This window comes from Micromonospora sp. WMMD714 (genome assembly GCF_029581315.1).
Lineage (GTDB): Bacteria > Actinomycetota > Actinomycetes > Mycobacteriales > Micromonosporaceae > Micromonospora > Micromonospora rifamycinica.
The window spans coordinates 935,426-951,318 of the sequence record NZ_CP120744.1 but is presented as its reverse complement, the minus strand read 5'-3'; the positions used below and the strand labels follow the sequence as shown (position 1 = coordinate 951,318).

The window sequence follows — 15,893 nt, the reverse complement described above, 5'->3', positions numbered from 1 at the left end:
GTGAGTCCCGAACTCATCGCCGTGTTGGCGGTGATCGCGGTGGCCCTGGCGTTCGACTACACCAACGGCTTCCACGACGCCGCCAACGCGATCGCGACAAGCGTCTCCACCCGTGCCCTGACACCCCGGTTCGCCCTCGGGCTCGCCGCGGTGGGCAACTTCGTCGGCGCGCACTTCGGTGCCGGCGTGGCCAAGACCGTCGGCGACGGCCTGGTCACCCTCCCCACCGGCGTGGGCAGTCTCGGGGTGGTCTTCGCCGGGGTGCTCGGCGCGATCGCCTGGAACCTGATCACCTGGTACTTCGGCCTGCCGTCGTCGTCCTCGCACGCGCTGTTCGGCGGGCTGGTCGGGGCGACCCTGCTCTCCACCGGCGGTGTCGTGCAGTGGGTGACCATCGGCGAGAAGGTCATCCTGCCGATGGTGCTCTCGCCGATCATCGGCCTCACCCTCGGTTACCTGCTGATGCTGGCCATCCTCTGGGCGTTCCGCAAGGGGCAGCCGGGCAAGCTCAACCGGGGCTTCCGCTGGGCGCAGACCGCGTCGGCGGCGGCCATGTCGGTCGGCCACGGCATGCAGGACGCCGCCAAGACCATGGGCATCGTGGTGCTGGCCCTCTACACCGGTGGCTTCCAGGACGACAAGACGCACATCCCGGGGTGGGTCTTCTGGACCTCGGCGACCATGCTGGCGCTCGGCACGTACGCCGGTGGTTGGCGGATCATCCGGACCCTCGGCCGCAAGATCATCGATCTGGGTCCGCCGGAGGGCTTCGCGGCCGAGACGGTGGCCAGTGCGGTGCTCTACTTCAACGCGCTGGTGCTGAAGGCCCCGATCTCCACCACCCACACGATCACCTCGGCGATCATGGGGGTGGGTGCCACCAAGCGGCTCTCCGCGGTCCGCTGGAACGTGGCCGGCAACATCGTGCTCGCCTGGATCATCACGTTCCCGGCCGCCGCGCTGATCGCCTGCCTGACCTACCTGGTGGTCCGCCCGCTGTTCTGAGCCGGGCGGGGAAGGGCACCTCGGCACCGCCCCGCGCGGTGACGCCGGTGCCCTTCCCGGCGGCTCAGGAGTAGTCGACGCCGATCTGCGCCCGGATGTCGTCCAGCAGCGCCATCACCTCCAGCGTGACCGCGTGCGGCACCAGGGGGCTCTCGGTCAGCCCGGCGGCCAGGCAGCGCTGCACCTCGGCGGCCTCGTACTGGTAGCCGCCGCCGGCCGGGTCGTCGGTGAGCGTCTCGGGCTCGGCCCCGGCCCGGTGCAGCACCGCCGAGCCGGGGCGGAAGAACGGCTCGGGCAGCTCGATCCGGCCGGTGCTGCCGGTGATCGCGGCGGTCAGCGGGGTCGCCCCGACCATCCCGCAGCCGAGCGTGGCGACCGCCCCCGAGTCGTAGCCGAGGACGATGCCGGTGTTCTCGTCCACCCCCTCCGGGCTGAGCCCGGCCCAGGCCCGCACGTACTGCGGGACGCCGAGCAGCAGGTGGGCCAGGCTGACCGGGTAGACGCCCAGGTCGAGCAGCGCGCCGCCACCGAGCGCCGGGTTGCGCATCCGGTGCTCGGGCGGGAACGGCCCGGCCACCCCGAAGTCGGCCCGGACGCCGGTCACCTCGCCGATCGCGCCCGCCCGGACCAGCTCGACCAGGCGCAGGATCAGCGGATTGGTTCGCATCCACATGGCCTCCATCAGGAAGACCCCCCGGGACCGGGCCAGCTCGACCAGCTCGGTGCTGGTGGCCAGGTCGAGGGTGAACGGCTTCTCCAGCAGCACCGCCCGACCGGCCTCCAGGCAGATCCGGGCGGCCTCGTGGTGGGCGGCGTGCGGGGTCGCCACGTAGATCGCGTCCAGCTCGTCGTCGGCGGCCAGCTCCGCCCACGAGCCGTGGGCGCGGGTGGCCCCGTAGCGGGCGGCGAACCGTTCGGCGCTCTCCGCCGTCCGCGAGCCGACGGCGACCAGCTCGGCCCCCGGCACCAGGCGTAGATCCTCGGCGAACCGGCCGGCGATGTGGCCGGTGGACAAAATCCCCCAACGTGTCATGCGTTCACGCTAACCCGCTGGCCCCGGCCTCCGGCGCGGCGGCCGGTCGGTCGGGCGGGCCGTCCGACCGGACTAGGCTCGGCGCATGACGATCGACAGTCCCGGCTTCCCCGCCCCGCCGGCCCTGGTCGAGCACGCCCGTCGGTTCCTCGCCGAGGGCGGCGTCCCGGCGACCCCCCGGGTCGCGGCCACCGTGCTGCTGCTCCGCCCGGCCGGCACCGACTTCGAGGTGTACGTCATCCGCCGGGTCGCCGCGATGGCCTTCGGCGGGATGTACGCCTTCCCCGGTGGGGGCGTCGACCCGTCGGACTCGCAGGCGCACCTGGACTGGGCCGGCCCCGACCCGGCGGCCTGGGCGGACCGGCTGGGGGTGGCGCCGCGGGACGCCCAGGCGGTGGTGTGCGCCGCCGCGCGGGAGGTCTTCGAGGAGGCCGGGGTGCTGCTGGCCGGCCCCGGCGACGACGCGGTGGTGGGGGACGTCAGCGGCGAAGACTGGGAGGTCGCCCGGCAGGAGCTGGAGGCGCACCGGCGGGGCTTCGCCGGGCTGCTCGCCGGGCGGAAGCTCACCCTCCGGTCCGACCTGCTGCTGCCGTGGAGCCGGTGGATCACCCCGGACTTCGAGCCGCGGCGCTTCGACACGTACTTCTTCGTGGCCCTGCTGCCCGAGGGGCAGCGGACCCGGGACGTCTCCGGCGAGGCCGACCACACCCTGTGGATCCGCCCGGCGGACGCCCTGGCCCGGTCGCGGGCCGGTGAGCTGACCATGCTCCCGCCGACCCTGGTCACGCTGGCCGAGGTGGCCGCCGCCGGTGACCTGGCCGGGGTGGCCCGCGCCGCGGCGGGCCGGGACGCCAGCACGCCGGTGATCCCCCGCCTGCACCTCCCCGAGGACGGCACCCCCCACTTCACCCTCACCTGACGCGCCCGCCCACCCGGCGGGGGTCTGGGCGGGCGGGGCAGGGGTCAGCCGAAGCGGCCGGTGATGTAGTCCTCGGTCTTCTTCTGGCCGGGGTTGCTGAAGATCTTCTGGGTGTTGTCGTACTCGATGAGCCGGCCGGGGTCGCCGGTCTTCTCGATCGAGAAGAACGCGGTGCGGTCGGAGACCCGGGCCGCCTGCTGCATGTTGTGGGTGACGATGATGATGGTGAACTTGTCCTTGAGCTGGAACATCAGGTCCTCGATGGCCAGCGTCGAGATCGGGTCCAGCGCCGAGCAGGGCTCGTCCATCAGCACCACCTGCGGCTCGACCGCGATCGTCCGGGCGATGCAGAGCCGCTGCTGCTGACCGCCGGACAGGCCCGCGCCGGGCTTGCCGAGGCGGTCCTTGACCTCGTCCCACAGGTTCGCCGAGCGGAGCGCCTTCTCGGCGGCCTCGTCCAGGATGGACTTCCTGCGGACCCCGTTGAGCCGCAGCCCGGCCACCACGTTCTCGAAGATGCTCATGGTGGGGAACGGGTTGGGGCGCTGGAACACCATGCCGATCATGCGGCGGACGGCGGTCACGTCGACGTCCCGGTGGTAGACGTCCTGGCCGTCGATGGTCAGGCTGCCCTCGACCCGGGCGCCCGGCAGCACCTCGTGCATCCGGTTGATCGACCGCAGGAAGGTCGACTTGCCGCAGCCGGACGGGCCGATCAGGGCGGTGACCGTCTTCGGCTCGACCGTCAGGTTGATGTTCTCGATCGCCTTGAAACCGCCGTAGTACGCGGTCACGTCGGTGGCGTCGATGCGCTTGGCCATGGTGGTACCTCCGGGGTTCATCGGCCGAGCCGGTTACGGCGGGCCAGCAGCTTCGCGGCGACGGTCAGGACGAGCACGAGGACGACCAGGGTCAGCGCCGCGGTCCAGGCCCGTGCCGGCGAGTACTTCGACGCCTCGCCGGCCTGCTGGTAGACGAAGAGGGCCAGCGACGACTGGTTGTTCTCGAACGGGTTGAAGTTGATCGCCGCGCCGCCGCCGGCGACGAGCAGCACCGGGGCGGTCTCCCCGGCGGCCCGCGCGATGGAGAGCATGATGCCGGTGACGATGCCGGGCAGCGCGGTGGGCAGCACCACCCGCAGGATGGTCTTCCACTTCGGCACGCCCAGCGCGTACGCCCCCTCGCGCAGCGGCGCGGGAACGAGCCGCAGCATCTCCTCGGTGGAGCGGACCACCGTCGGCAGCATCAGCACGGCCAACGCCAGCGCGGCGGCGAAACCGGAGAAGCCGGGGCGGCCGTCGTTGAACCACGGCGACACGATCAGCACCCAGAAGGCCAGCACGAACAGGCCGGTGACGATGGACGGGATGCCGGTCATCACGTCGACGAAGAACCGGATGGTGAAGGCGAACCGGCCCCGGCCGTACTCGACGATGTAGATCGCGCAGAGCACGCCGAGCGGGACGGTGATCGCGGTGGCGATGCCGACCTGCTCCAGGGTGCCGATGATGGCGTGGTAGGCGCCGCCGTTGGCGTCCCGCGCCCCGATGTTGTTCATCGAGCTGCCGAAGAAGTCGCCGTCGAGCCGGGCGGTGCCCTTGCTGACCAGGGTCCAGACCACCGAGGCCAGCGGCAGCACGGCCAGCACCAGGGCGGAGTGGATCAGGGCGCTCCAGACCCGGTTGCGGGCCGACCGGCGGCCCTCCACCGCGTTCGCGGCGGCGAACAGACCGGCCAGGTGGAGCAGTGCGCCGAGCACCACGACCAGGACCGGGCCGCCGAGGTCGAGGCCGTAGACGAGGCCGACGGCGACCAGCAGGGCGAGCACCGCGAGGGCGGGGGCGGCGTACCCGGGCAGCCGCTTCGCGCGCAGGCTCTCCGGCTGGGCCGGCGGGCGGGAACGGTGGGAGGTGAGCGTGGTGGTCATGCGGCCGACTCCGTGAACTCGCGGCGGCGGTAGATGATCGCCCGCGCGGTGATGTTGACGATCAGCGTGATCGCGAAGAGCACCAGGCCGGAGGCGATGAGCGCGCCCCGGCCGGTCTCGTTGGCCTCCGCGAACCGGTTGGCGATGTTCGCCGCGATGCTGTTGCCGCCGTTGGCCAGGATGTTGAACGAGATGGCGTACGTCGAGCCGAGGGTCAGCGCGAGCGCGATGGTCTCGCCGAGCGCCCGGCCGAGGCCGAGCATGACGGCGGCGATGATGCCCGGCCGGCCGTACGGCAGGACCGCCGTGCGCAGCATCTCCCAGCGGGTGGCCCCCAGGGCGAGGGCGGCCTCCTCGTTGGCGGTCGGGGTCTGGAGGAACACTTCGCGGGAGAGCGAGGTGATGATCGGCAGCACCATGATCGCCAGGACGAGCGAGCCGAGCAGGATCGAGTTGCCGTACGGGCCGTCGCCGAAGATCGGGATCCAGCCGAAGTACCTGTTCAGCCAGGCGGACAGGTCGGCGACCGGCCCGACCAGGTAGTCCCGGCCCCACAGGCCGAACACCACGCTCGGCACGGCGGCCAGCAGGTCGATCACGAAGCCCAGCCCGGTGCCGAGCCGGCGCGGCGCGTAGTGGGACAGGTAGAGGGCGATGCCCAGCGCCACCGGCACCGCGATCAGCAGCGCCAGCAGGGCGGTGAGCATGGTGCCGAAGGCGAGCGCGCCGATGCCGAACGTGGGCGGGTCGTCGTTGGGGAACCAGCCCTCGAAGGTCCAGAAGTTCGCACTGTTGGCCCGCAGCGCCGGGACGGCCTTGGCGATCAGGAAGACCGCGATGGCCGCGATGATGACCAGCACGGTGACACCGGCCGCCAGGGTCACGCCGCGGAAGGCCCGTTCCGCGCCGAACGCCTGCGCCCGGGGCAGTCCGCCGCCTCCGCCCAGACCGTGGTCCTCGTCGGGGGTACGGGTGCTGACTGGTGCCTCGGCAACACGCGCCGAGGCACCGGCGGACCGCTCGTGACCCTGGGTCACGGGTTGCCCGCCGGTGCCGGCGTGTGCCGAGCGGGGAGGGGTTTCACCCATCTGCTCGCTCGCTTCGACTTGAGGGGTTGTCGCTCGGACGGGTCAGCCGAGGTTCTTGACCGCGGCCTCGACCTTGGTCCGGACCGAGTCGGGCAGCGGGGCGTAGCCCAGCTCCACCAGCTCGGCCTGGCCCTCGGCGCTGGCGGCGTGGCCCAGCAGGCCCTTGACCAGCGGCAGCTTGTCGGCGGCGAGGCCCTTGCTGCACACGATCTCGTAGGTCACCAGGACGATCGGGTAGGCCCCGGCCTCCTTGGTGGCGTAGTCGATCGACATCTTGAGGTCGTCGCCCTGGCCCTCGATCTTGGCCCCGGCGATGGTCTTGCCGGCCGACTCGGCGGTCAGCTCGGTGTACTCGCCGGCGCCGTTCTGCACCTTGGCCTTCTTGAGGCCGGAGTTCTCGGCGTACGACCACTCGACGTAGCTGATCGTGCCGTCGGTGCTCTTGACCTTGGCGGCCACCCCGTCGGACTTGGGGGCGCCGAGCCCGCCCGGGGCCTTCCACGCCTTGTTGTTGCCGAAGGTCCAGTCCGTCGCGGCGGTCTTGGACAGGTACTTGGTGAAGTTGTCGGTGGTGCCCGACTCGTCGGAGCGGTGCACCGTCTGGATCGTGGTGGCCGGCAGCGTGGCGTCCGGGTTGTCGGCCTTGATGGCCGGGTCGTTCCACTTGCTGACCTTGCCGGCGAAGATCTGCGCCAGGGTGGCCGGCTTGAGTTGGAGGTTGTCCAGGCCGCTGACGTTGTAGACCACCGCGACCGGGCCGATCACCATCGGCAGGTTGAGCGCCGCGCCGCCGGTGCACTTGGCGTCGGCCTGGGGCTGCTCCTCCGGCTTGAGGGCGGAGTCGGAGCCGGCGAAGTCGGCGGTGCCGGCGATGAACGCCTGGATGCCCGCGCCGGATCCGGAGGACTCGTAGTTGATCGTGGTGCCGGCGCACTTCTGCTGGTATGCCTTGATCCACTCAGCCATGGCGTTCTTCTGCGCGGAGGAGCCCTGCGCGTTCAGGGTGCCCTTGCCGCAGTCCGCCGCGCTGGCCGAACCCGAGGCGGAGGTGCCGGCCGGCTCGTTGTTGTCCGAGCCGCAGGCGCTGAGGCCGAGGACCGCGGTAAGAGCGAGGCAGGCAATGGCGCCGTGCCGCTGGAGCTTCACCTGAGGGGTTTCCCTTCACGTCTTTGGTCAGGTCGCCCGGATGGGGCCCGAGTGCCGGCGCTGACCGGCTGACTCGAAAGCTAGAAGTGCCAGGTAGACGGTTTGCCGGTCGGAAGTGAACGGAGCATGAACAGCCCCGGCCGGGCAGGTGACCGCTGCCTGAGGGAGGGTTGTCCGTTAGGTGAACTGCCGTCCCAGTATCCGCATTAATGCGATATATCAGGGCAGTCGTTATCCGGGCGTGGCCCCGCCGTTACCGCGCGGAGACCGCCCGTCGGCCAGCGGCGAGTGCCGCGCCGACGACCTGCCGACGACGACCCGGTGCGCCCCGGCGCGGTCAGGGCGACCGGGCGGGTGGGGCCGCAGGAGTCAGCCCAGGTGGTAGTTGACGTGCCCGCACCAGCGGGCGAAGCCGAGCCGTTCGTAGAGCGACACGGCGGCGGTGTTCGACTCGTCCACGTAGAGCATCACCCGGTCCAGCCCGCGCCGGTCCCGCAGGTAGGCCAGCCCGGCGGTGGTGAGCGCCCGGCCGAGGCCGCCGCCGTGTGCGGCCGGATCCACCCCCACCACGTAGACCTCGCCGATCCGGGCCGCGCCGGGCCGCTCGTGCACCTTGGTCCAGTGGAAGCCGAGCAGCCGGCCGTCGGACGGGTCGACGGCGAGCAGGAAGCCGGCCGGGTCGAACCACGGCTCGGCCAGTCGGGTCCGCAGGTCGTCCATGGTCCACCGGCCCTGCTCCGGGTGCTCGGCGAAGGCGCGGGCGTTGAGCGCGAGCCAGTCGGCGTCGTCCTCGCCGGGGCGGAAGGAACGCAGCGTCACCCCGGCGGGCAGGCGGGGGGCCGGCACCGGCTCGGCCAGCGGCCGGCGGAACTGCCAGAGCACCCGGGCCCGGGTGAGGCCGAGGTCGACCGCGAGCGCCGCGGCGGACGGGTGGTCGCCGTGCGCCCAGGCCCGCACCGGGCCGGTGGCCGCCGCGAGTACGCCCCGGGCCAGCGCCCGCCCGGTGCCCCGCCGTCGGAAGCCGGGGCGGACCACCAGCTCCACCCCCACCCCCGAGGCCGGGTCGGTGGTGTCCAGGTGGGCGTACCCGGTCAGGGTGCCGTCGGCGGCGCGGGCGGTCAGGTGCGCGGCGGGGGCCTGCGGGTCGTGCAACCGCAGCAGGGTGTGCTCGTCGAACGGGTAGGCGCCGTCGGTGTCGCCCGCCAGCCGGGCCAGGGCCAGCACCTCGGCCACCTCGGCCGGGGTGAGTCGGTCGGTACGGTCCACCCGGTCGGTCGTCGGCTCGGCGCTGCTCATCCCGCCACCGTAGTCGGCTCCGGCTCAGCCGGCCCCGTTGACCGGTAGCGCCGCCAGCCGGAACCGGCTGGTCAGGTCGGGCAGGATCCGGCGGAGGGCGTCCACCGTGCCCTGCCGGTCGCCACCGGCGTCGTGCATGAGCACGATCGCGCCGGGTCCGGTCTCCCCGGTGACCGTGGCGGTGATCTTGGCGGCTCCGGGGAGCTGCCAGTCGTTGGGGTCGACGGTCCAGTGCAGCGGGGTCATCCCCAGCCCCTCGGCGACCGACACCACCGGGTACGTCCAGGCTCCGCCGGGCTGCCGGAAGTAGCTGATCCGGGCGTCCGGCACGGCGGCGTGGATGGCCTCGTTGGTGCGGATCAGGTCGGCCCGGATCAGGGCGGGGGAGCGCTTGCCGAGCAGCACGTCGTGGTGCCACGAGTGGTTGCAGAGGGTGTGCCCGTCGGCCACGATCGCCCGCACCAGGTCCGGGTGGTCCTGGGCGTTCTCGCCGACCACGCAGAACGTCGCCTTGACGCCGTACTCGCGGAGCGCGTCGAGCACCTGCGGCGTGTACGTCGGGTCCGGCCCGTCGTCGAAGGTCAGCGCGACCTCGCCGGAGCCGGTGCTGGCGTGGCTACCGAACGGCCCGTCGCCGCCGCCGGCCTGTTGCGGGACGTCCGGGTCGGGGCCGGCGCCGTCCGGGTCGGCCGGTGGGGCGACCGGATCGGCGGGTTGATCGGCGTAATGGACGCCGTTGACCTGTGCCGACGTGCCGGTGGGTGGCCGGGAGTGGTCGGGGAGCATGCTGCGGCCGAGCGCGTACGCGGACCCGAGCAGGGCGGCCAGCACCAGGGTGACGACGCCGACGGTCCCGATGGTGCCGCCGGTCGACCGGGCGCGCATCAGTGCCGCCACCGGTCCGGATCGCGGGACGGCCCTCTCGTCGCCCCCGTGGTCAGTGCACGCACCGTCGCCCCTCTCACTCCTGCTTATTCCGGCATTAAGAATAGAACCGGCAACGGGAGCAAAAGGGGCGTATCGGAAATAGTCCTAGGTTGGTGCGGTGGTGTGACCGGGTGCGCGGGTCAGACCGGCAGCGGCGCGTGCTCGGCTTCCGGCAGCGACCGGGACGTCGGCGGGACCACGAACTTGTAGCCCACCTGGCGGACCGTGCCGATCATCGACTCGTACTCCGAGCCGAGCTTGGCCCGCAGCCGCCGCACGTGCACGTCGACCGTACGGGTGCCGCCGAAGTAGTCGTATCCCCAGACCTCGCGGAGCAGCTGGTCCCGGGTGAACACCCGGCCCGGGTGCTGGGCGAGGAACTTCAGCAGCTCGAACTCCTTGTAGGTGAGATCGAGCGGCCGGCCCTTGAGCTTCGCCGCGTAGGTGTCCGGGTCGATGTTCAGCTCGCCGGCCCGGATCGAGCCCCCGGCCCCGGAGGTGGCGTTGGTCAGCCGGCCCACCGCGAGCCGCAGCCGGGCCTCCACCTCGGCCGGACCCGCGCCGGCCAGGATCACGTCGTCCACGCCCCAGTCGGCGTTGAGGGCGATCAGGCCGGCCTCGGTGACCACCGCCACCAGCGGCACGCCCAGGCCGGTGGCGTGCAGCATCCGGCAGGTGGCCCGGGCCTCGCTCAACTCCGATCGGGCGTCGACCAGCACCGCGTCCGGGCTGGGCCCGGACACCAGGGTGCGGACGTCACGCGGCGCGGTACGCACCGAGTGCGGCAACAGGTCGAGTGCCGGCAGCACCGCCGAGGGCTCACCTGCACGCGCGGTCACCAGCAGCAGGAGCTCCACACGATCACCTCCGTCCCGGCGGCTCTACGGCCGCACGCGACCAGCTGCCCCGACCGTGGGCGGGGCGCTGAGAACTTGCGTGGGTCCCGGCGTCGCTGACGGGCGGGTAACGGCTTGAGCGTAACCGATCGCCCGGCTGTCACCTCGGCGTCCTTTCCTGTTTGTCGGATCTGCCCGTGATCGCCGCTCAGGTTTTAACGTGGTCGAAACCGGAGCCGACGTGATCCCCGCCGGAGCGCGCCGGTCTGGCACGATCGGGGCGTGTTTCCCTCCACCTCGCCCGAGACCGGCCGTGACCCCTGGGTCGACGACGCCTCCGACGGCCCGGCCGGCGGTCCCGCACCCGGGCCGCGCCCGGCCCCGGACGACGACGCCGGGGGCCGACGCGAGCGCGGCCCACGCCGGTTCCGCAAGGGCGGGGCACCGCGCCGCAGCGAGGAGGAGGACGTCGAGCCGGACGAGGAGCCGATCGAGCCGGTCGAGGTCCGCCGGCCGCTGTCCCTGACCATCGCCGGCTTCGCCGCGCTGCTCGGCGTCGGTCTGGTGCTCGGCGCGCAGACCGCCGGCCCCGGGCACCGGCTGCCGTTCGCCCTGGTCGTCTTCGCGGTCCAGCTCTTCTTCGTGCTGGCCTGGACGATGGCCATGCGCCCGCCCGCCCTGCTGATGGTGGCGCTGACCAGCGTCGCGGTCGCCGCGGCGGCCGACGTCGCCGCCGTGCAGACCGACGTCGCCGGCCTGGCCCCACTCGGCTTCGTGGCGCTGGGTGGCTTCCTGCTCGGCGTGGTCGGTCAGCTCGTCCGCCGGGTGGACCGGGTGCGGGTGACCGACTCGCTCGGCACCACGCTGCTGATCGTGGTCGGCGTGGTGGCGTTCGCCACCCTGATCACGCTGAGCCGGATTCCGGCCGGCACCCAGGCGATCACCGTCTGCCTGGTCGCCACCGGCGTCGCGCTCACCGTGGCCCGGCTCACCGACGCCGTGCTGGCCTGGCCGAGGCTGGCGCCGCAGGTGCCCCGGGGGGCCGCCGGGGTGGTCGTCGGCGCGATGGCCGGTACCCTCACCAGCGCCCTGCTCGGCAGCTACCTGGTCGGCTTCACCCCGACCAGCGCCGCGGTGATCGGGCTGGTCGCCGCGGCCACCGCCGTCCTGGCCGACCTCGCCGTCGGGTACGCCGAGGCGGGCCGGCTGATGGCCGGTGAGCCGCCCACCATGTGGATCGCCCGGCACATGCAGGGTCCGCTGGGCGGGTTCGCGTTGTCCGCTCCGGCGGCGTACGCGATGTGTGTGCTCTTCCTCTGACGATCCGCCCCGCGCGCCGGATGCGGCGGTTGGGCGCGGCGGCGCTCGGGTAGTAGCGGTGCGCCGCGACGGCGGCATCGACGACGGTACGTCGCGGACCGCGACGGCGATGAGGGTACGTCGCGGACCGCGACGGCGAGGACGGACGGAGACGGGTGTGGCGCAGACGTACGAGGAGCGGCCCCGGCGGCGCGGGCGCAGGTGGCTCGTCGTACTGGTCGTGCTGGTGCTGATCCTGGGCGGGCTGCTGGTGGTGGCCGACCGGGTGGCGGCCGGGCTGGCCGAGCGGGCGATCGCCGACCAGGTGCAGCAGGAGCTGACCAAGCAGGACGCCAGCTCCGCGCCGCCGCAGGTGGACGTGGGGGGTTTCCCGTTCCTCACCCAGGTGGTCGACGGGCGGTACGAGCGGATCTCCATCGTGCTGACCGACGTGCGGGGCTCGGTGGAGGGCAACACGGTCAGCCTGCCCCGGCTCGACGTGGACGCCCGCAACGTGCGCGCCTCGCTGGACACCATCCGGTCCGGTCAGGGCGAGGTGGTGGCCGAGACGGTGGCCGGCACCGGCACGGTCACCTACGACAGCCTGGCCAAGCTGCTGGACCGGCCAGGGCTCAAGCTCGGTGAGCAGAACGGCAAGCTGGCGGTGACCGCGCCGGTCGACATCCTCGGCCAGAAGCTCACCGTCACCGGCACCGCCGACGTGACGGTGGCCGAGGGCGGCAAGGTGGCGCTGAAGTTCAGCGACCTGAACGCCCAGGGGCTGCCGGCGGTGCCGCTGGCCCGCACCCTGCTCAACAACTACGCCCGCGGGATCTCGGTCGACGTGCCCCTGCCGGAGCTGCCGTTCCAGCTCAACGTGCGCAAGGTCGAGCCGCGCCCGGAGGGGCTGACGGTGACCGCCGACGCCAGGGACGTCCCGATCAACTCGGCGGGCTGATCCGCCGTCGGGTGCCCGGCGCGGCGCGGCGCGGTGCCCGGCGCGACCCGGTACCCGGCGCGACGCGGCCCGGCCTCCCGGGGCTTTCCCGGCAGGTGGGGCCGCGTCTCGCATGGTGGTCGGCCCCTGGCACTCTCCGGGAGGGCTGGTAGGCTCCGTGACCATGGGGACGCACCTCACCAAACGGCGCGCGGTCGACCTGTGCCGCGTGGCCACCTGCCTGTGTCGCTCCGTCATCTGACGGCGGGGCTGTCTCCGGCCGCTTAGCGGCAACCGCACCCGAGGTCTCCTGATCTCCGGTGCCACCCTCCGAAAAAACGCCCGGCAGCGGCGCCGTCGCACGAACCCGTGATCCGTTCCTCTATGGGTCCTGCGCATGGTGCGACATCACCGATCTCCGCCCGCGCTGGCTCACCACCCATCCTCACCAGGGAGTGATCTGATGAGTCGCGACACCGCACTCGTTTCGGCCGAATGGGCCGAGAAGAACCTCGACGCCCCGGGCGTCGTCTTCGTCGAGGTCGACGAGGACACCTCCGCCTACGACACCGGCCACCTCGCCGGCGCGATCAAGCTGGACTGGAAGACCGACCTCCAGGACCAGGTCCGCCGGGACTTCGTCAACAAGTCCCAGTTCGAGGCGCTGCTCTCCGAGCGGGGCATCGGCAACGACGACGTCGTGGTCCTCTACGGCGGCAACAACAACTGGTTCGCCGCGTACGCCTACTGGTACTTCAAGCTCTACGGCCACCGCGACGTCAAGCTGCTCGACGGTGGTCGCAAGAAGTGGGAGCTGGACGCCCGTCCGCTGGTCACCGACACGGTGAGCCGCCCGGCCACCCAGTACGTCGCGCAGGAGCCGGACACCTCGATCCGGGCGTTCCGCGACGAGGTCGTGGCCGCGATCGGCACCAAGAACCTGGTCGACGTGCGCAGCCCCGACGAGTTCGCCGGCCGGCTGCTGGCCCCCGCCCACCTGCCGCAGGAGCAGGCGCAGCGGGCCGGGCACATCCCGACCGCGATCAGCGTGCCGTGGTCCAAGGCGGCGAACGAGGACGGCACCTTCAAGTCCGACGACGAGCTGCGCAAGATCTACGCCGACGCCGGGCTGGACGACGGCAAGGAGACCATCGCCTACTGCCGGATCGGCGAGCGCTCCTCGCACAGCTGGTTCGTCCTCCAGGAGCTGCTCGGCCACACCAACGTGAAGAACTACGACGGTTCCTGGACCGAGTACGGCTCGCTGGTCGGCGTGCCGGTGGCGCTCGGCGACGAGCCCGGGGAGGCCTGAGCCATGACCGCTCCCACCGCTTCCACCGCGGCCGGCTGCGCCGCCCCGGACCAGTCCGCGCCCCTGCCGGCCAGCCTGGACCTGGAGAAGGAGACCGTCATCACCGGGCAGGTGCTCTCCGCGTCGGGCGAGCCCGTGGCCGGCGCGTACGTCCGGCTGCTCGACTCGACCGGTGAGTTCACCGCCGAGGTCGTCACCTCACCGGCCGGTCAGTTCCGGTTCTTCGCCGCGCCCGGTAGCTGGACCCTGCGGGCGCTGTCCCGGCACGGCAACGGTGACACCGCCGTGACCGCCAACCGGGGCATCAACGAGGTCTCCGTCACGGTGGCCTGACCCACGCTCTCGATCGGCCCGGGGCCGGTCACCCCACCCGGGGTGACCGGCCCCGGGCCGTCACACCCGCCGCCCGCCGCCGTCACACCCGCCGCCCGCCGCCGTCACACCCGCCGCCCGCCGCCGTCACACCCGCCGCCCGCCGCCGTCACACCCGCCGCCCGCCGCCGTCACACCCGCCGCCCGCCGCCGTCACGCCGGTTGTCCGCCGCCCAGCGCCGTCACCCCCGCCGCCCGGCAGCCGCCCGGGAGGTCGCCCGGCCGGCGGCGTCACGAGGTGCAGCCGCCCTGGTGGTCGACCCGCCGGATGCAGCGGCGACGCCCACCGAGCCGCCGGTCGCAGAAGACCTGATGCTGCGCTTCCGACCCGCCCTCCTCGGAGACGGTCGTCTCGCCGAGCACCAGCTCCGGCAGGAACGCCAGCGACCGGCCGATCGCGCGGGCCAGCAGCCGCGCCGCCGGCAGGTCGTCGGCGGCGACAGTCAGGTGTACGACGTACCGCTCGCGCTCGGTCGTGGCGGTCACCGGTACACCACGCGCGGTCCGAACCGGGACTGCCAGTCGCGCAGCGCACCCTTGATCCGCGCGTTCTCCTCCCGGGTACGGGCCAGCTCGGCGTGCAGCACGGCCAGCTCGTCGGCGACCCGGTGCAGGAACCCGTCCACCTCGCCCGGGTCGAGCCCGTTGCGGGACCGCCCGAACCACTGCCGCCGCACCTGGGTCGGGCAGAGCGGCCGGTACGCCACCGTCCGGTGGCGCTGCCCACCGTTACGCCGGCCCGCTGGCCCGGACCGCCCGGCGGCATGACCGTCGACCCGGCCGCCCGGGGCCTGGTTGGTCGAGGGCCAGCTGTTCGAGGGCCTGTCGCTGCTGGGCTGGTTGGTGGAGGGCCGGTTGCTGCTGGGCTGGTTGGTTGGGGGCCGGCTGTTCAGGGGCCGGTTGCTGCTGGGCTGGTTGGTTGGGGGCCGGCTGGTCGGGGGACGGTTGGTGACGCGGTGCCGGGCGGAGGGCCGCCCGGCTGCCGTGGGTCGCTCGGTCGGCGCGGGCCGTCCTGTTGTCGGGGGCCGGTCGGTTGCCCTCGACCGGGACCGGGGCCGGCGGAACAGCCGGAGGAGCCTGCACACGATGGGACCACCTCTCCGCAGGGGCAGCAGGGATCGCGCTGCCGTGGAAGGTGGCCGGGGCGGGCGGGTTCCCTTCCACGACACCCGCCCCGACCGGGGGAGAGCCCTGCTCGTTGCCACGCGAGGAGCGCTCGCCGCCTAACTTATGTGTGGAGGTGACCCTCATCAAGACTGTGGCTAAAGTTGACTTCCTCTTGTCTCGCGCATGTGTCCCGTGATCGAATTGGGGTGCCACGCGAGGAGTGCCATGCCTGCATTGCCTGACTACCTCAGAGTCTCTGATTCGATCATGTCGGACACGCGGAGTGGCCGACTCAAGCCGGGGGACAAGCTGCCCTCGATCGCCGAGCTGTGCGAGCTGCACCGGGTAAGCGCGTCCACCATTCGGCAGGTCTTCATTCGGCTTGAAGCGCTTGGAGTGATCGACCGCCATCAGGGCAAGGGTGTCTACGTGACCGACCCGGCGACGTGGCTGCGCAAGCCCTGAGGGCTGTTGACGCTTACGGGGATCGCCCACACCCTCGGACCGTGCCCCATCCGGAAGTTGCTTACTCCAGCTCAAACGATGATCTGTCGGCCTGCGAGATCTTGGAAGATTTCGGCCCCCCAGGGGGCCATTTCGCTCCAAGATCTTCCATGTCGCCCACAGGTCCGGCACGAAAGCCTTGAATCGGGCGCGATGTGACTGAGGAGAACCACCCTCGGCGAGTC

General features: G+C 72.4%; 18 protein-coding genes. 8 read left to right on the top strand and 10 right to left on the bottom strand.

Translation table 11 applies throughout. The features are described from left to right. Entirely contained in the window at positions 1-1,005 is a 1,005-nt protein-coding gene (locus tag O7625_RS04320; RefSeq protein ID WP_282268678.1) for an inorganic phosphate transporter, read from the top strand. 64 nt (positions 1,006-1,069) lie between these two features. Here the strand turns inward: O7625_RS04320 and O7625_RS04315 are convergent, their stop codons facing one another. Next, on the bottom strand, positions 1,070-2,038 hold the full coding sequence (locus O7625_RS04315; protein ID WP_282344477.1) for a Gfo/Idh/MocA family oxidoreductase: 969 nt from the start codon (positions 2,036-2,038) through the stop codon (positions 1,070-1,072). A gap of 85 nt (positions 2,039-2,123) precedes the next feature. Here O7625_RS04315 and O7625_RS04310 point away from each other — a divergent pair, with 85 nt between their 5' ends. Further along, positions 2,124-2,957 carry an NUDIX domain-containing protein gene (locus tag O7625_RS04310; protein ID WP_282344476.1) on the top strand — a complete coding sequence of 278 codons (834 nt, stop codon included), beginning with the start codon at positions 2,124-2,126 and terminating at the stop codon, positions 2,955-2,957. Positions 2,958-3,001: 44 nt separating this feature from the next. On the opposite strand, the gene pstB is transcribed toward O7625_RS04310, so the two are convergent. The 7 genes from pstB to O7625_RS04275 all read right to left on the bottom strand — a co-directional run bounded on the left by pstB (position 3,002) and on the right by O7625_RS04275 (position 10,198). Further along, positions 3,002-3,778, bottom strand: a complete 777-nt coding sequence (pstB, locus tag O7625_RS04305; protein ID WP_067311413.1) for a phosphate ABC transporter ATP-binding protein PstB — start codon at positions 3,776-3,778, stop codon at positions 3,002-3,004. 17 nt (positions 3,779-3,795) lie between these two features. Beyond that, entirely contained in the window at positions 3,796-4,884 is a 1,089-nt protein-coding gene (gene pstA, locus O7625_RS04300; RefSeq protein WP_282344475.1) for a phosphate ABC transporter permease PstA, read from the bottom strand. Further along, a complete protein-coding gene (gene pstC, locus O7625_RS04295) occupies positions 4,881-5,972 on the bottom strand; it encodes a phosphate ABC transporter permease subunit PstC (protein ID WP_282344474.1) in 1,092 nt (363 codons plus the stop codon). Before pstC ends, pstA begins: the two co-directional genes overlap by 4 nt. Before the next feature lie 42 nt (positions 5,973-6,014). Next, a complete protein-coding gene (pstS, locus tag O7625_RS04290) occupies positions 6,015-7,118 on the bottom strand; it encodes a phosphate ABC transporter substrate-binding protein PstS (protein ID WP_067311421.1) in 1,104 nt (367 codons plus the stop codon). Positions 7,119-7,487: 369 nt separating this feature from the next. After that, positions 7,488-8,414: a mycothiol synthase gene (gene mshD, locus O7625_RS04285; protein ID WP_282344473.1), complete on the bottom strand. Its 927-nt coding sequence runs from the start codon at positions 8,412-8,414 to the stop codon at positions 7,488-7,490. A 24-nt stretch (positions 8,415-8,438) separates the two neighbouring features. Further along, positions 8,439-9,299 carry a polysaccharide deacetylase family protein gene (locus O7625_RS04280; protein ID WP_282344472.1) on the bottom strand — a complete coding sequence of 287 codons (861 nt, stop codon included), beginning with the start codon at positions 9,297-9,299 and terminating at the stop codon, positions 8,439-8,441. 182 nt (positions 9,300-9,481) lie between these two features. Further along, on the bottom strand, positions 9,482-10,198 hold the full coding sequence (locus tag O7625_RS04275) for a response regulator transcription factor (RefSeq protein WP_067311430.1): 717 nt from the start codon (positions 10,196-10,198) through the stop codon (positions 9,482-9,484). A 261-nt stretch (positions 10,199-10,459) separates the two neighbouring features. Here O7625_RS04275 and O7625_RS04270 point away from each other — a divergent pair, with 261 nt between their 5' ends. The 5 genes from O7625_RS04270 (at position 10,460) to O7625_RS04255 (ending at position 14,058) form a co-directional block, all read left to right on the top strand. Continuing rightward, the gene (locus O7625_RS04270; protein WP_282344471.1) at positions 10,460-11,497 is read left to right on the top strand and encodes a hypothetical protein; all 1,038 of its coding nucleotides are present in this window, start codon (positions 10,460-10,462) and stop codon (positions 11,495-11,497) included. Positions 11,498-11,654: 157 nt separating this feature from the next. Continuing rightward, positions 11,655-12,434, top strand: a complete 780-nt coding sequence (locus O7625_RS04265; RefSeq protein ID WP_067311436.1) for a DUF2993 domain-containing protein — start codon at positions 11,655-11,657, stop codon at positions 12,432-12,434. A 112-nt stretch (positions 12,435-12,546) separates the two neighbouring features. Beyond that, a complete protein-coding gene (locus O7625_RS30230; RefSeq protein WP_348773987.1) occupies positions 12,547-12,675 on the top strand; it encodes an Ms5788A family Cys-rich leader peptide in 129 nt (42 codons plus the stop codon). Positions 12,676-12,876: 201 nt separating this feature from the next. Then, entirely contained in the window at positions 12,877-13,725 is an 849-nt protein-coding gene (locus O7625_RS04260; RefSeq protein WP_282344468.1) for a sulfurtransferase, read from the top strand. Positions 13,726-13,728: 3 nt separating this feature from the next. Continuing rightward, positions 13,729-14,058: a DUF1416 domain-containing protein gene (locus O7625_RS04255; RefSeq protein WP_282344466.1), complete on the top strand. Its 330-nt coding sequence runs from the start codon at positions 13,729-13,731 to the stop codon at positions 14,056-14,058. Between the two features lie 270 nt (positions 14,059-14,328). On the opposite strand, the gene O7625_RS04250 is transcribed toward O7625_RS04255, so the two are convergent. Then, positions 14,329-14,583 (bottom strand): hypothetical protein, encoded by a 255-nt coding sequence (locus O7625_RS04250; RefSeq protein ID WP_282344464.1) that lies wholly within the window; start codon positions 14,581-14,583, stop codon positions 14,329-14,331. Further along, positions 14,580-14,804 (bottom strand): DivIVA domain-containing protein, encoded by a 225-nt coding sequence (locus tag O7625_RS04245; RefSeq protein ID WP_282344463.1) that lies wholly within the window; start codon positions 14,802-14,804, stop codon positions 14,580-14,582. The genes O7625_RS04250 and O7625_RS04245 overlap by 4 nt, the downstream gene beginning before the upstream one ends. A 625-nt stretch (positions 14,805-15,429) precedes the next feature. Here O7625_RS04245 and O7625_RS04240 point away from each other — a divergent pair. Then, entirely contained in the window at positions 15,430-15,669 is a 240-nt protein-coding gene (locus O7625_RS04240) for a winged helix-turn-helix domain-containing protein (RefSeq protein ID WP_282344460.1), read from the top strand. Positions 15,670-15,893: the final 224 nt, after the last annotated feature.

What these genes read in the sequence shown, in the direction of transcription:
- O7625_RS04260 (WP_282344468.1), top strand. Translation starts at nt 12,877, where the DNA reads ATGAGTCGCGACACCGCACTCGTTTCGGCCGAATGGGCCGAGAAGAAC.
- O7625_RS04315 (WP_282344477.1), bottom strand. Translation starts at nt 2,038, where the DNA reads ATGACACGTTGGGGGATTTTGTCCACCGGCCACATCGCCGGCCGGTTC.
- O7625_RS04310 (WP_282344476.1), top strand. Translation starts at nt 2,124, where the DNA reads ATGACGATCGACAGTCCCGGCTTCCCCGCCCCGCCGGCCCTGGTCGAG.
- O7625_RS04255 (WP_282344466.1), top strand. Translation starts at nt 13,729, where the DNA reads ATGACCGCTCCCACCGCTTCCACCGCGGCCGGCTGCGCCGCCCCGGAC.
- pstB (WP_067311413.1), bottom strand. Translation starts at nt 3,778, where the DNA reads ATGGCCAAGCGCATCGACGCCACCGACGTGACCGCGTACTACGGCGGT.
- mshD (WP_282344473.1), bottom strand. Translation starts at nt 8,414, where the DNA reads ATGAGCAGCGCCGAGCCGACGACCGACCGGGTGGACCGTACCGACCGA.
- pstA (WP_282344475.1), bottom strand. Translation starts at nt 4,884, where the DNA reads ATGACCACCACGCTCACCTCCCACCGTTCCCGCCCGCCGGCCCAGCCG.
- O7625_RS04240 (WP_282344460.1), top strand. Translation starts at nt 15,430, where the DNA reads ATGCCTGCATTGCCTGACTACCTCAGAGTCTCTGATTCGATCATGTCG.
- pstC (WP_282344474.1), bottom strand. Translation starts at nt 5,972, where the DNA reads ATGGGTGAAACCCCTCCCCGCTCGGCACACGCCGGCACCGGCGGGCAA.
- O7625_RS04280 (WP_282344472.1), bottom strand. Translation starts at nt 9,299, where the DNA reads ATGCGCGCCCGGTCGACCGGCGGCACCATCGGGACCGTCGGCGTCGTC.
- O7625_RS30230 (WP_348773987.1), top strand. Translation starts at nt 12,547, where the DNA reads ATGGTGGTCGGCCCCTGGCACTCTCCGGGAGGGCTGGTAGGCTCCGTG.